Source organism: Archangium gephyra (genome assembly GCF_049060025.1).
GTDB classification, from domain to species: domain Bacteria; phylum Myxococcota; class Myxococcia; order Myxococcales; family Myxococcaceae; genus Archangium; species Archangium gephyra_A.
Map to the genome: position 1 here is coordinate 1,247,743 of NZ_JBMEQQ010000002.1, position 13,706 is coordinate 1,261,448.

The 13,706-nt window shown below is 68.7% G+C and carries 11 protein-coding genes and 1 pseudogene; 8 read left to right on the top strand and 4 right to left on the bottom strand.

Annotated features, from left to right (window positions below; translation table 11 throughout):
• Positions 1–11: 11 nt before the first annotated feature.
• The gene (locus ACN28I_RS05620) at positions 12–803 is read right to left on the bottom strand and encodes a hypothetical protein (protein WP_420948871.1); all 792 of its coding nucleotides are present in this window, start codon (positions 801–803) and stop codon (positions 12–14) included.
• Positions 804–1,263: 460 nt separating this feature from the next.
• Positions 1,264–1,503: pseudogene (locus tag ACN28I_RS05625) on the bottom strand (hypothetical protein); the annotation flags it as partial.
• Between the two features lie 578 nt (positions 1,504–2,081).
• Here ACN28I_RS05625 and ACN28I_RS05630 point away from each other — a divergent pair.
• The 5 genes from ACN28I_RS05630 to ACN28I_RS05650 all read left to right on the top strand — a co-directional run bounded on the left by ACN28I_RS05630 (position 2,082) and on the right by ACN28I_RS05650 (position 7,546).
• The gene (locus tag ACN28I_RS05630; protein ID WP_420941097.1) at positions 2,082–2,858 is read left to right on the top strand and encodes an enoyl-CoA hydratase-related protein; all 777 of its coding nucleotides are present in this window, start codon (positions 2,082–2,084) and stop codon (positions 2,856–2,858) included.
• A gap of 190 nt (positions 2,859–3,048) precedes the next feature.
• Positions 3,049–3,414 (top strand): hypothetical protein, encoded by a 366-nt coding sequence (locus tag ACN28I_RS05635; protein WP_420941098.1) that lies wholly within the window; start codon positions 3,049–3,051, stop codon positions 3,412–3,414.
• 33 nt (positions 3,415–3,447) lie between these two features.
• Positions 3,448–4,161 carry a hypothetical protein gene (locus tag ACN28I_RS05640; protein ID WP_420941099.1) on the top strand — a complete coding sequence of 238 codons (714 nt, stop codon included), beginning with the start codon at positions 3,448–3,450 and terminating at the stop codon, positions 4,159–4,161.
• A gap of 174 nt (positions 4,162–4,335) precedes the next feature.
• The gene (locus ACN28I_RS05645; protein WP_420941100.1) at positions 4,336–4,473 is read left to right on the top strand and encodes a hypothetical protein; all 138 of its coding nucleotides are present in this window, start codon (positions 4,336–4,338) and stop codon (positions 4,471–4,473) included.
• Positions 4,474–4,573: 100 nt separating this feature from the next.
• The gene (locus ACN28I_RS05650) at positions 4,574–7,546 is read left to right on the top strand and encodes a hypothetical protein (RefSeq protein WP_420941101.1); all 2,973 of its coding nucleotides are present in this window, start codon (positions 4,574–4,576) and stop codon (positions 7,544–7,546) included.
• Here ACN28I_RS05650 and ACN28I_RS05655 read toward each other — a convergent pair.
• Both ACN28I_RS05655 and ACN28I_RS05660 read right to left on the bottom strand, forming a co-directional pair.
• On the bottom strand, positions 7,527–9,938 hold the full coding sequence (locus ACN28I_RS05655) for a hypothetical protein (RefSeq protein ID WP_420941102.1): 2,412 nt from the start codon (positions 9,936–9,938) through the stop codon (positions 7,527–7,529). The two genes, ACN28I_RS05650 and ACN28I_RS05655, sit on opposite strands and share 20 nt — an antisense overlap.
• 44 nt (positions 9,939–9,982) lie before the next feature.
• Positions 9,983–11,209 carry a hypothetical protein gene (locus tag ACN28I_RS05660; RefSeq protein ID WP_420941103.1) on the bottom strand — a complete coding sequence of 409 codons (1,227 nt, stop codon included), beginning with the start codon at positions 11,207–11,209 and terminating at the stop codon, positions 9,983–9,985.
• A gap of 146 nt (positions 11,210–11,355) precedes the next feature.
• On the opposite strand from ACN28I_RS05660, the gene ACN28I_RS05665 reads away from it, so the two are divergent.
• From ACN28I_RS05665 to ACN28I_RS05675, 3 genes are all read left to right on the top strand, one after another.
• Positions 11,356–12,111 (top strand): ABC transporter ATP-binding protein, encoded by a 756-nt coding sequence (locus tag ACN28I_RS05665; protein ID WP_420941104.1) that lies wholly within the window; start codon positions 11,356–11,358, stop codon positions 12,109–12,111.
• Positions 12,112–12,116: 5 nt separating this feature from the next.
• Positions 12,117–12,920 (top strand): ABC transporter permease, encoded by an 804-nt coding sequence (locus ACN28I_RS05670; protein WP_420941105.1) that lies wholly within the window; start codon positions 12,117–12,119, stop codon positions 12,918–12,920.
• Positions 12,921–13,098: 178 nt separating this feature from the next.
• Entirely contained in the window at positions 13,099–13,695 is a 597-nt protein-coding gene (locus ACN28I_RS05675) for an MEDS domain-containing protein (protein WP_420948577.1), read from the top strand.
• Positions 13,696–13,706 lie beyond the last annotated feature (11 nt).

Sequence of the window (13,706 nt, forward strand, 5' to 3'; positions counted from 1 at the left end):
CGCGGCGGGCCCTACCGCTCGCGCAGCAGCTCCGGCAGCTTGTCGGTGAGATCCAGGTGGCCCGCGGCGAACTCGAGCATCCGCCGCTCCTTGCGGTCGATGCGCCCATCCACCAGCGCCATCTCGACGAGGTTGCGCAGGAAGACCTCGGCCTCGGGCGTGCGGCGCTGGATGAGCCGCGTGAAGAGCTGCGGCCCCGTGTTCAAGGCCATCTCCACGTTGCTCCAGGGCACGCTCCAGCGGCGCGCGCACAGCTCGAGCAGCTTGCGCTCGGCGCGATCCACGGTGCCATCCGAGGCCGCGAGCGCGGCCATCATGTACAGCAGCCGCTGGCGCTCCTGGGGATCCGTGATGACGTCATCCCCCGGGGCCTGGGCGAACGCCGCCTCGTCCACCGCGGGCGTGCGCACCGTGTTCCTCCGCCGGGGGCCCTGCGGGGCGGCCTCGAAACGCCGCTGCTCGCGGGCATTCCAGGACTCGAAAGGATCCGCCGAGGCCAGCACCCAGTCCCGCTCGCCACTGCCGAGCGCCGCCCCGCAGTAGTCGCACGTGGTGGCGGCCGACTCGGTGAGCGGCCCGTTGCATTGCGGGCACCGGTTGGTGGACATGCCGTTGTCCGTGTTCGTCTGGGCCCCGTGCTTGCGCAGCAGCGTGAAGACCCAGCGCTGCGGCACCGTCGGCAGGGCGGGGGGCCGCTCGTTGGCCGGGCCGATCCCCAGGCGGGCGCTCCAGCGCACCTCGATGTGCGCCCGGTCGAAGCCGTCCGGGTTCCGCTCGAAGCCGCGGGTGATGACTCCTCCCACGGCGCACTCCAGGAACACCTTGCGCCGGCCCTGCTGGCGCAGTTCCTCGAGCTTCCTCGTCGAGCCGGCCGATGGCCTGGGGCGCGGCCACCTTGTGCAGGGCCTTCGTGGTGCCGCGGCTCTGCGCGTCGATCCACTTCCAGAACAGCAGCGAGGCACGGTCCTCGAGGATCTCCAGGTTGAGGGCCGGATCGGCCTCGCGCGCCTCGAGCAGGTTGTCCACCTGGGCGTAGTGGCGCACGTGTTCAATGCCCTGGGTGATCTCCGAGAGCGTCCAGTCGTAGTTGCCCGAGTTGACGATGGCGTTGCAGTACTCGCAGCGGTTGGTAGCCCCGCCCTTGTACGGCGCGCCGCAGTGGGGGCACTTGCCCTGGAAGAGATCCTCGCCGATGCGCGTCTGCACGCCGGGCTTGCGCACGAAGGACCAGACCTCGGTGAAGGCCTCCAGGGGCGCGCGCTTCGCGGCGGCGACGGCCTCGGCCTGGGAGGCGGAGGCGGCGACATCCGTGTCTCGCATCCGCGCCTTCACACGCACGTGGACGGTGTCGAACCACTGGCTCTGATCCAGGCCGATGAGCTGCACGTCCATCACCTGGATGTCGGTGATGGCGTCGCGCACGCCCTGGTCCTTCATGAGCTGGAGCTGCACCTCGAAGCGCTGGTACGTGGCGTCCGAGAGGAAGGGCCGCACGGGGGACATGTCCCTGTCGAACCAGGCATCCTGCAGCGCCAGGAAGAGCTGCCGCGTCCGGTCGAGCAGCGGCTGGAAGCTCGAACTGGGGATCCTTCAGCCGCAGGGCGTTGACCCAACCCTGGACATCGCGCGTGGAGACGGTGGTGCGCTGCTCGGCCTCGCGCTGCTGGAAGGCCCGCTGGGTGGCGCCGGTGGGGTGGAGGTTGCGCTGGTAGAAGTACCAGCCGGCCACCCCGAGCCCGATCAGCGGCAGCATGATGTGGGGATAGCGGAAGGTGAGCCGCAGCACCCAATAGATGCAGCTCGATGGGGATGCTGCCATCCCCACCACCGCCGCCGGAGTTACGGTCGCGAGCGGTGTAGTTCTCGCCACCGCCGCCGCGGGCGAGGGCCACGAGGGGGACGACGAGCAGAGCGAGCCCGAGGCCCGGGAGGAGCCAGGGAGCCCAGCGAGCGAGGGAGCGGTTCAGCGCAGTACGCATCGCCCGGAAGACTAACCGTTTCCGCCTTGTCAGGCCCGTCGAGTCGCCGCAGGCTGGGGGTTCGATTGGTGGCCCGGTGTAGGGCCCGGTAAGGGAGGGTACATGGCGGAGTTCAAGGTCGACGCACGAGGACCCATCGAGATCTGGACCATCGACGGCGAGGGGCGGCGCAACGCCATCAGCCGGGCGATGCTGAAGGAATTCGAGGAGATGGTGACGCGCGTGTCGCGCGGTCACGAGACGCGGGCGGTGGTCATCACCGGGGCCGGGGACAAGGCGTTCTGCGCGGGGGCGGACCTCAAGGAGCGCGGCACGATGAGCGAGCCGGAGGTGCGCGCGTTCCTCGACGGGCTGCGGCGCACGCTGCGCTCGCTGGAGAAGAGCGACTGCGTGTTCATCGCGGCGATCAACGGGGCGGCGTTCGGCGGCGGGACGGAGCTGGCGCTCTCGTGCGATCTGCGGGTGGCGGCCCCGGCGGCCGAGCTGGGGCTGACCGAGGTGAAGCTGGGAATCATTCCCGGCGGTGGCGGGACGCAGCGGCTGGCGCGGCTGGTGGGCCCGGGGCGGGCGAAGGATCTGATCCTCACCGGGCGGCGGCTCAACGCGGCGGAGGCCTTCAGCATCGGGCTGGTGAACCGGCTGGCGCCGGAGGGGCACCTGCTGGACACGGCGTACGCGATGGCGGAGAGCATCGTGGAGAACGCGCCCATCGCGGTGGCCACGGCCAAGCACGCCATCGACGAGGGCCTGTCGCTGGAGCTGGACGAGGCGCTCGCGCTGGAGCTGCGCCACTACGAGAAGGTGCTCGCCACCGAGGACCGGCTGGAGGGCCTCAAGGCCTTCGCCGAGAAGCGCAAGCCCGCCTACAAGGGCCGCTGAAGCAGCGGGGCAGGGGAGACGGGTTCGAAGCCTGTCTCCCCGACCCATGGTTTTCCGGTGGCTCCATTCCGTGGGCCTCGATTTTTTGAGACCCCTTCCTCCATTCAGCTCGCCTCCAACTCCTCGGAATCCCGAGCGAGCGGCGGGGCGCGCATTCCCTGGCACACGCGTGGCAGTGCGCGTGTCGACCATGAATTCGCTCCCCCTGAAGAAGCCCTCGTTTCACTCTTCGCCTGGCGCGCGCCGGGGCTCCCTGCTCACCGCCGTGCTGGGCATGCTCCTGGCGGGCAGCGGGTGCGGCCCGGTGTCCTTCGATGAGATCGAACCTGGAGACCACATCAGCCTGCTCTCCCCGCCCCAGGGCTGCGAGACGGCCCGGAGTTGCGGTGGCCTCGTCCAGCTGAACTGCCGGGTGGAGGTGGATGGGCCGTACTTCTATGTGGAGACGCTCACCGGCCGGGTCGTGTCGAGCTGTGGCGAGGCCTGCGCCGCGATGGAGCCCCGACCCGAGGAGGGCCGTTGCGCGTGCCCTCCGAAGGCCTGGGCCTGTGATTGAGCCGTCCCACCACCCTGGCATGATGGGGGCGCCATGTCCGCCACCGCCCCCACCGCCGCACGGCGCCTCGAGCAGATGCTGGACCGCCTCCATTTCCGGGCCCGCTCCAGCCTGCTGCTGCGCTACTTCGCCACGATCAACCGCATCCTGCTCGCCATCGGCTTCGTCCCGACCGCGATGGTCAAGATCCTCGGCCAGCGCTTCACCACCATGGGCATCGACAATCCCCTCGGCTTCTTCTTCGAGGCGATGTACCGCACCGGGGCCTGGTGGCAGTTCATCGGCTGGGCGCAGGTGACCGGCGGTGTGCTGCTGCTGATTCCCGCCACCTCCACGCTGGGGGCGGTGATCTTCTTCCCCATCATCCTGAACATCTTCATCATCACCGTCTCGCTGGGGTTCTCCGGCACGCCGTTGATCACCGGAGGGATGCTGCTCGCCTGTCTCTTCCTGCTCTGCTGGGACTGGCACCGCCTCAAGCCGATCCTCTTCGCGAATCCGGCCCCGGTGACCCTCCCCGTGCCCGTCGAGGGATCCCCCCTGGCGACGCGCCTGGAGCGGGCGGGCTACGCCGTCTCCGCCACCGGCGGCATGCTCGTCTTCCTGTGGACGCGGTTCCCGATTCCGAGAGTGCTGGTCCTGCCGAGCCTGGGAGTAGGCGTGGTGGGCGCCATCCTGCTGGGGGCCTCGCTGGTGCTGCACCGGCGCGGCCAGAACCCTCGTGTGAATCTGGCTCCCTCGCCATGAGCAACGCCGCCTCGGCCTGGGTGGCCAGGACCCGGGCCGGGGCGCCCTGAGCGGCCGTCCGCTGGGGCGGATGAAAATCCGCGCAACTGGCGGAGGGCTCCTTCCGATAATGGTCCTGAGCGTTCCCCACGGGGGACGGTGGCATTGAGTCACTTCAGGAAAGCGGTGTCCGCCATGAACCAGGCTGCCGAAGTCATCAACCTCGACGAGTTCCGCAAGCGCCGCGAGGCCCCGCCCGCGACGGCTCGCGCCTTCAGCCCCGCGCCCATGTGGTCGCCGGTCTGGGTGTGGGTCATGGTCTGGCCCCGCTGAGGGCCTCCGTCGTGCGGTTGTTCCTCACGTGGGGTGAACCTACCTTCCCGTCGATATGACGGGTCGGTCCGGCGGGGCGGGTGGGGGTAGGTGGTTCTTGTTGGCCAGCCTCGGGCTCTACGCCGCGGGCTGTGCGTCACAGCTCCAGGAGCCCGAGGGTCCTCCGGAGAACGCTGTCCTCGAGGAATCCCCGGGGAATGGCCCGCCCGGTGATGACCCGGTGACAGAGGCCCCACCCGAGCTCCCGCCGGAGTCTCCGCCGGAAGACGGCCCGGAATCCCCGCCGGAAGACAGCCCGGGGCAGGGGCCAGGCAAGCCCGTCACTGGTGTCCATCGCGTCGCCGACATCAACACGGTCCCACGGGAGCTCGGCTCCCATCCGTCACAGTTCGTCAGGCTGGGGGACGGGCTGTTCTTCACCGCGCACACGCCCAACGAAGGCCAGGAGCTGTGGCGCTGGGATGCGCGCCAGGGGGCGCGGCGGGTGTTGGACCTCGTGCCCGGGCCGGAGTCACCCGGCATCCGCTCGCTGACCCGTGTAGGAGAATTCCTCTACTTCGTGACCCAGACCGACCCGGGTTCGCGGGTGCCGCGGCTGTGGCGCAGCGATGGAACGGCGGTGGGCACCCGTCCGGTCACCGGGCTCGTTCCTCCTTTCGGAGACCTGTCCTATGCGCATCTGGCGGATGTCCCGGGCCGGCTGCTGCTCGTGCGGGACGTCAGCTCCAACGTGGATCTCTGGTCCAGCGACGGGACGCCCCACGGCACCGACCGCCTGTGGAACACCCTGCATGGCCCACGCGACCTCCCGGAGCGGATGGTGGAGTCTCGCGGCACGTTGTACTTCGTCGCCGTTCCTCCCTGCCCGGAGCCGGACAGGCCGGAGCTGTGCCGGAGCAGGCCCGAGCTCTGGCGGGCGGATTCCACCGGACCGCGGATGCTCTGGCGGGGAGCGGAGGGAAGCACCATCAAGCACCTCACTCCGTGGAAGGACTCGGTCTTCTTCTTCGCGGATGGCGGCGCCACCGAACGGCCGGCGCTCTGGAAGACCGATGGGACGGGGCAGGGGACGGTCCGGGTGACGGACCTCGAGCCCAAGGCCGGGCCCCAGCGCCTGATTCCGTCGGAAGGCCGGTTGTTCTTCCTGGCCCGGAGAGGCTCGCGCTTCGGCGTGTGGGCGACCGATGGAACGGCCGGGGGAACGGCGGTGTGGCTGCACGACGTCCTGGTGGAGTCCGAGGGCCGCACCTGGATCGAGCTGGCGGAGACGGCCTCCGTGGGGTCCACGCTCTACTTCGTGTCCCCGGGCCCTTCGCCACGGGTGGTGGATGAACTCTGGCGCACCGATGGGACCCCCGAAGGCACCCGGCGGGTGCTCCCCCGGGTGTCCAACCCGCGCCATTTCCTCGCCTACCGGGAGCGGCTCTACTTCGTCACCGACTCCGCTGACTTCTCGTCCGTCTCCTGGATGCGCACCGATGGGACTCCCGAGGGGACCGAGCTGGTGAAGGCGTTCCGGCCTGTCCTGCGCGAGCTCTACACGGCCGCGAACGCGTTCACCGTGGTGGACGGGGAGATCTACTTCCAGGGGGACGATGGACAGGGCGTGGAGCTCTGGACGAGCCGTGGCACGGCCTCGGACACCCGGCTCGTGCAGGACATCGTGCCGGCAACGGGCTCGTCGGAGCCGCGGCAGACGACCGTCGTCGATGGGACCCTCTATTTCACCGCGGACGATGGCCTCCGGGGGCAGGAGCTCTGGCGCACGGATGGGAGCGCGGCGGGCACCCGGCTGGTCCGGGAGTTCACCCCCGGCCCCAATCCGACCTGGTTCCAGCGCTTGATTCCCTTCGGCTCCAGGCTCGCCTTGACCCACGCCGATCCGGACATGAGTTTCACCCGCGGCTCGCTGTGGGTGTCGGACGGGACCGCCGGAGGGACACACCTGCTCCGGGGCGACATCAAGGGACGGGGAGGGTGCCTCGACACCTCGGACTCCGGCGGGTGTACGGGCGACGTGTCGGTCAGTGGAGACACGCTCTATGTCTCGGACTCCGAGATGGATCCGTTGAGCTCGCGTGTGAGCTACCGCCTGTGGGCCATGCGGGACGGGGAGCCGCTCCGTCCGCTCCAGACGTGGAACAGGTGGAACCCCAGCCGCTTCAAGGTGCTCGGCTCGTCGTTGCTCTTCATCGCGGCGAGCACCCCGGACAGCCTGACCTGGGACGAGGGGATCTGGCATTCGGACGGGACAGCCGGGGGAACGCGCCTCCTGACGAACCTCGCGCGTCAGGCGGATGGCTTCGTCCGGCTCGGAACGGGGCTGTATTTCACGGGCCGTGAGCCCGGTGCTCCGCCGTCCGTGGGCGCCGTGCTCTGGCGGGCCGATGAGGCGACGGGAGAGGCCCACGTGGTGTCGACGGGGGAGGGCTCCCTGGACATCCATCAGGGACTCCGGGTGGCCGGGCAGAAGCTCTTCTTCCTGTCCCGGCCCCGTTACGCGTCGTTGTCGACGTGGGAGCTGTGGGTGAGCGATGGGACTTCCGCCGGGACTCACCGGGTGAAGCAGCTCCGCACGAATGGGCTGGGGTGGCCGGGGCCGCTGACGGCCCTGGGGGACAGCGTGCTCTTCTGGTTCGACGACCCCGTTCGAGGCTGGGGCCTGTGGAGGAGTGACGGGACCGAGGAAGGCACGGTGCTCGTGAAGGCGCTGTATCCCGCCCTGTCCCAGTTCCCGTTACGGGCGCCGCTCTTCGCCCTGCCGGACGGCAAGAGCGTGGTGTTCGCGGCCTCCGATGGAGTCTCGGGCATGGAGCTGTGGTGGTCCGATGGCACGGCCGAGGGCACCTTCCTCTTCGCGGACGTCGCGGCCGGCCCCGGCTCGTCCAACCCCGACTCCTTCGCGGTCGTGGGAAACACCCTCTATTTCTCGGCCGACGATCAGGTCTCGGGGCGCGAGCTGTGGGCCGCTCCGCTTCCGCGTCGGGCGGCTGAGTCATCCACACCCCGAGCACCCCGGGCCGGCGCACACCCCGCCGGCCCGGAGCGGGCGCTCAGAGGGACGCGTCGGTGAGGCGGTACTGCACCACGCCGGTACAGCTACCGATCGAAAAGCAACCGGCGCGCAGTTGATGCATGCCGTTCATTTCCCAGGGGACGACGTATTCGAAGTGGCTCAGCACCCCACTGCCGCAGGCATCGTCGTTGGAGGCCACCTGGGCCCCCGCGGCCGTGTGCAGCCGCAGGTAGGTGTCCCCGGTCCCCGAGGCCGCCTCGAAGAAGCCGCAGGTGCCCACCCTCACGTGCTGGCCTTCCACCAGGAAGAGGTTGCGGTTGTGCGTGTTGACGGTGGCGCTGCTCGTGTTGCTCGCGCTGTAGGTGAATGAGCCGCTGATGCTCCACACCACCGTGCCGCCGCAGCTTCCGCTCCCCCAGCAGCCGGCGCGCAGCTGGTACATGCCGCCGCCCCCCGCCGGGACGGTATAGCCGAGGCTGGACAGGGGGCCGCCGCACGCGTCGTCGTTGGCCGCCACCTCCGTGCCCCAGGGCGTGAACAGCCGCAGGTAGGTGTCCCCGGTGCCCGAGGCCCCTGTCACGTTGCAGGTGCCCAGCGAGAGCGTCTCCCCGTCCAGCAGGGTGATGTTCCGGTTGACGGTGTTGGTGGTGGCGCTGCTCGTGGCGCTCGCGCTGTAGGTGAGCTTGTTCCCGCCCACTCCACACCATTCCTTGAGCTGGCTCTTGCGCAGGGCGTTCTCCTCCGCGTCCCCCGTCTGCTGATCCCACAGGTCGCCCGTCTGCTGCATGAAGAGGCGCGTGAACAGCGTGCAGTCCTGCGCGACGAACATCCGGTCGGGCACCGCCCACTGGTTGTCCCAGTCCATGGAGCGCAGGAAGCCGAGCAGGAGCTGGCCGTTGAAGCCGTTCGGTGGATCATAGGCGTTCATCAGGTTGTTCAGCGTGTAGGGATTCCAGCCCACCGCGCCGAGCACCGACTGCCACTGCGTCCGCGTGTCGAGGAAGGACATCTTGATGGCCGCGTACGTGTTGTAGGCCGGCGCGAACCTGAGCATGTTGAAGCGCGCGGGCGTGCCGCTGATCCACATCAGCCCGTCCAGCTGCTGGCTGGACGTGAGCGTGGCGGGAGGGGTAGGGGGAGGATTGGTGGGCACCTCGTTGTCCACCTGGTAGGGGTCTGGATCCATGAGCCCCTTCCAGTAGTCGTAGTCATGGCCGGTGGCCTTCTTGACCGCGTAGTTGCGCAGGTCCTCCTTGAGCTGCTTGAACAGGTCGAGCTTGGGGGTGATGGAGGTGATGATGCGCTCCACGGTGGCGGTCAGCGAGCAGAACGCATCCGGCGCGCCCATCATCGAGCACAGGTAGCGGTTCTTGTAGGCCAGCAGGATGGCCTTGGCCCCGGTGTTCTCATCCTCGTTGGCCTTGTGATTGGTCTGCATGAACATCTGGCGCGCCACGTCGGTGCTCGTCGCGGGCCAGGCCTTCAGGCCGCGGTTGATGTCCCGGACCCAGGCCTCCATGTATTGAGCGGACATGCCGGCGATGAGCTTGTAGCCCTCGAGGAGCCCCTTGTAATAGCCGGCCTTGAGGCAGGCCTTGGGGCGGGACCAGGAGCACCGGTCCGCGTGCTCCCTGTACTTCAGCTTCAACCAGCGGACGTGCTCGTAATAACCCTCGATCTTGTCCTCCAGGCCGGCGCGCAGCTCCGTGAAGAGGCGCGGCAGGCTGGCGATCTGGGTGTTGCGGGTGAGCTTCCAGACGTCGTTGCTCCAGGTGCCGTTGCGCGCGCGCCGGGCGTCGATCATGTGATCGTAGATGAAGGTGTTCACCGCCGAGGTGTCGATGGTGTAGCGCGCCGGGTCCCCGTAGGGCAGATCGCCCAGGAAGGGGGTGCGGCGGCCCACGTGGCCCTCGGCGACGATGTGCCGCTTGGCGTTGTCGCTCATGAGATCGAAGGGCCCGAGCGCGTGGTGGTTGATGAGGGTGTGGCCGAACATGTCGCCGGCGGCGTGGGCGAGGAAGCCCATCACGAAGGCCCGCTCCTGCGGGGTGCTGGCCTTGGTGTAGAGGTGGCGCAGCCAGGGCTCCGTGTCGCTGCCATCGTCGTCCGTCGCCGGGTGGATGACGCTCTGGCCGAAGAGCATGTCCGGGTAGGCGTCAGGCCCCAGCACGCCCGCGCGGTAGTACTGCGGGTAGTCGCGCAGCGCCTGGTAGATGGGGCTGGACACCGCGTAGGTGCCGATGAGGCCCGCCTGCTGGCGGTTGTAGAAGTCCACCTGGTGCAGCGAGATGGAGCCGTTCTGGGCGATGAGCTCCGCGCGGGCCTTCTCCGCGAGGTAGACGTGGGTGATGGGCTTCCAGGCCCATGCCGGAAGGGAGACTCCGAGCACGGACAGGACGAGGCAGGCCGCGAGCCTCGCTCGGGCAGCGGAAGAGAAGGAGGTCAGCATGGAAGAGGGGTTTCCGAAGGAGGGAAGAAGGGGAGTCCAGCCGCTCACGGCAACGGGCCGCCGCTGCCGTCGCAGTTGGCGCCGGAGAGCGTGATGTGTCCCAAGGAGACGGCGACGATGACGGCGCGCGAGTCGTTGTCCTCGGTGACGTACAGGCGGTACTTGCCGTAGGAGCCCGGAGAGGTGACGTTGTAGTGGCGCACCTCGTTGCTCGCCCAGTTGATCTCGTTGGTGCGGCTGTCCAACGTCACCCAGGCGCCGCCGTTCCATCCCTGGAGCTGGAAGTCACGCGGGGCGCGCGACGCGAGGCCGCCGTTGATGAACTGGAGGGAGTAGCGGGTGATCTGCCGCGGCCCGTTGCTCCACTCGTAGCCAATCCAGACGGGGTTGGACGTCCACGACTCGGAGATCCACTGAGACGTGGTGGCGTTGGCGTCGAAGGCCTTCCAGGCCTCGTAGGCGCCCGTGGTATCGAAGACTCCCGAGCGGGTCACGAGGCCGCCGGGCGTGTTGGGGCCGGTCATCACCGGTACCTGGCTGGAGGCCGTGCAGCTCCAGGCGGTGTTCACGGTGCGGGAGCCGCCGGGCCCGGGCGCCAGCGACAGCTCGGCGCGGGCTGCCTGCGAGGCCGTGCTCAAGACCACCGCGGAGCCGTTGCCACTGGAGCGGGGCACCACACTCCACTTGTCCATCCAGATCAGATCATCGCCGAGGGGGCTCGCGCGTCCCGCGCCGAGCAGGGCGTGCGTCTGGTCCGCCAGGAGGAAGGCGATGCCCGACTTGTCGTTCACGTCCTCGGCCACCTGCACCACCAGGTCGCGCCGGCCGTCCCCGTCGAAGTCGCCGTACTGGATGCAGGGCCGGGAGAGGCAGCTCACCGAAACGTCGGCACCGTAGAGCGCCTGGACGCGAGCGGTGGCCCACTCGCTGTCCTCGATGAAGGAGGCCCCCATGGGGGCCTCGACGGTGGGGTCCACCGCCACCAGCGTGTCGGGCCGCGCGTAGGTGAACGTGCCCAGCTCCGCCTCCACCTCCTGGATGGCCTGTTGTTCCTCGGCCGTGTCCACCGGGTCGCGCAGTTTCGCGCGCAACTGGGCCATCAGCTCGCTCGAGGGGGGGATGGACTCGAAGGTCGGCTCGGAGGCCGGCATCAGCGCCGCCGCGCTCTTCGTGGGAGCGGTGGACACCTCCGCGGGGGTCCGGGCTTCATTGCAGGCGGTGAGGCCCAGGCACAGGGGCATCACGAGGTACCAGGGGGTGGGTCGGATCACGGGCACACGCGGGGTCAGGGGTGGACCCCTTCGTTGTGCCAGAAATCCAGCTTATTCTCAAATTACCATTTTGGCTGAAATGTCTGATTCGGCCGCGATTCGAAGAGGGGCAGCTTGGCGAGGTGGGTCACGTAGTAGAAGGCCGCATGCCCACGAAGCAGGAGCGGGTCCTCTCGGTGCAGGCACTGCGCAAACAGTACGGCGCCACCGTCGCGGTCGACGGCATCTCGTTCGACGTGGGCCGCAATGAGATCGTCGGGCTGCTCGGCCCCAATGGCGCCGGGAAGACCACGACCATCAACATGATCCTCGGCGTCCTCGAGCCCACCGCGGGGTCCATCCTCATCGAAGGCGTGGACCTCGCGAAGCGCCGCTCGCAGGCGCTCGAGCGCACCAACTTCGCCGCCGTCTATTCGCCCCTGCCCGGCAATCTGACCGTGCAGCAGAACCTCCGCATCTCCGGCCTCATCTACGGGGTGAAGGGGCTCCCGGCCCGCATCGAGGAGCTGCTCGTCCAGTTCGATCTCGTGAAGTTCCGCGACACCAAGAGCGGCGTGCTCTCCTCGGGAGAGCAGACGCGGGTGGCCCTGGCCAAGGCCATGCTCAACCGTCCGCAGCTCCTGCTGCTCGACGAGCCCACCGCCTCGCTGGATCCCGCCACCGCGCAGGACATCCGCGCCCGCATCCGCGAGTTCGCCACCCGGGGCACCGGCGGCGTGCTCTGGACCTCGCACAACATGTACGAGGTCGAGGAGGTCTGCGACCGCGTCCTCTTCGTCTCGCGCGGGAAGGTGTTGCTCGAAGGCGATCCCAAGACCCTGCCGCGCGAGCACGGCAAGGCCACCCTGGAGGATCTGTTCATCACCGTGGCGCGGGAACCGCTCGCGCTGGAGCGAGTCTGAGCCCCATGGCCTTCCACCGCGCCGCCGCCATCGTCCTCCGCCAGTTCTATCTCATCCGCGGGAGCCCCGCGCGCATCTTCCCGCTCTTCGTGTGGGTCGCCATCGACATGGTGCTGTGGGGCTTCATGTCCCGCTACCTCAACAGCGTCACCGCGCCCGGCCTCGACTTCATCCCCGCGCTCCTGGGCGCGGTGCTCCTCTGGGACTTCCTCACCCGCGTCATGCAGGGCGTCACCATGGCGTTCTTCGAGGACGTCTGGTCGCGCAACTTCCTCAACCTCTTCGCCACGCCGCTCTCCATCTCCGAGTACGTCGGGGGCCTCGTGCTCTCGAGCATCGCCACGAGCTCGATCGGCCTGCTCGTCATGCTCCTCGTGGCGGGATCGGTGTTCGGCCTGTCCCTGCTCACCTACGGCCTCATGCTCGTGCCGTTCCTGCTCGTGCTCTTCCTCTTCGGGATCTCGCTGGGCATCTTCGGCGCCGCCATCGTGCTCCGGCTCGGGCCGGCCGCGGAGTGGTTCGTCTGGCCCATTCCCGCCGTGGTCTCTCCCTTCGCGGGCGTCTTCTATCCGCTCGCCACGCTCCCGGAGTGGATGCGCGCCGTCGCGCACCTGCTGCCGCCGTCCTACGTCTTCGAGGGCATGCGGACGATCGTCGCGGGCGGTGCCTTCTCGGGGACCTCGCTGCTCCGGGGCGTGGGGCTCGCCGTCCTCTACATCCTGCTGGCGTCCTGGTTCTTCACCCGCGTCTACCGCCATGCCGTGCGCACCGGCCTCATCGCCCGCTACAGCGCCGAGAGTGTGAGCTAGACGCGCCTTGCTCTCCGGGCGCTGTCCGCTAACGGACGGCTCGCCGGGCACCTCGGAACGCGTCCTTCCGTACAGGAGTATTTTTGAAGCGCAACAGCCTCGACTGAGAGGCGTCGGCCGGGGGGGGTCCGCGGCCGGGCGCTCGTTGACCCTGCACAGGAGGATGGCCTTGGGGGACGTGACCATCGCGGGAAGGAAGCTCCATCATTTCCATATCGCCGCCTTCTTCCGGTCTCGAGAGGAAGAATACGAGGTGCTCGGCTCCTATATCCGCGAGGGGATCGACGCGGGGGAGAAGGCGATCCACATCTGCGATCCCCTCCTGAAACATGATCACCTCCAGCACCTCGAGCGGATGGGAGTCCCCATCAGTGACTGCACGAGGACGGGGCAGCTCGAGGTGTTGGGGTGGAACGAGGCCTACCTCAAGGACGGCCGGTTCGACGGGGACTCGATGATGGCGCTCCTCGAGGAAGCGGTGATGACGAGCCGGGCCGAGGGCTTCTCCCGCGTGCGCATGATGGGCCACATGGAGTGGGCGCTCGAGGATCGGCCTGGCGTGGAGCGCTTCATGGACTACGAATTCCGCGTCAATCACCTGCTCAACCGGCTGCAGCAGCCCGCGATCTGCGTCTACGATCTCAACCGCTTCAGTGGCTCGGCCGTGATGGACGTCCTGCGGGCCCACCCGTACGCGCTCGTGGACGGCGTGCTCCGCGAGAATCCGTTCTACGTCCCGCCCGAGGCGCTCTCCACCCGGGGTAGCCGCTCCTGAGCCAGGAAGAA

Coding starts and splice junctions, on each gene's coding strand:
- ACN28I_RS05645 (WP_420941100.1), top strand. CDS start 4,336: ATGAACCAGGCTGCCGAAGTCATCAACCTCGACGAGTTCCGCAAGCGC.
- ACN28I_RS05655 (WP_420941102.1), bottom strand. CDS start 9,938: ATGCTGACCTCCTTCTCTTCCGCTGCCCGAGCGAGGCTCGCGGCCTGC.
- ACN28I_RS05665 (WP_420941104.1), top strand. CDS start 11,356: ATGCCCACGAAGCAGGAGCGGGTCCTCTCGGTGCAGGCACTGCGCAAA.
- ACN28I_RS05635 (WP_420941098.1), top strand. CDS start 3,049: ATGAATTCGCTCCCCCTGAAGAAGCCCTCGTTTCACTCTTCGCCTGGC.
- ACN28I_RS05640 (WP_420941099.1), top strand. CDS start 3,448: ATGTCCGCCACCGCCCCCACCGCCGCACGGCGCCTCGAGCAGATGCTG.
- ACN28I_RS05670 (WP_420941105.1), top strand. CDS start 12,117: ATGGCCTTCCACCGCGCCGCCGCCATCGTCCTCCGCCAGTTCTATCTC.
- ACN28I_RS05630 (WP_420941097.1), top strand. CDS start 2,082: ATGGCGGAGTTCAAGGTCGACGCACGAGGACCCATCGAGATCTGGACC.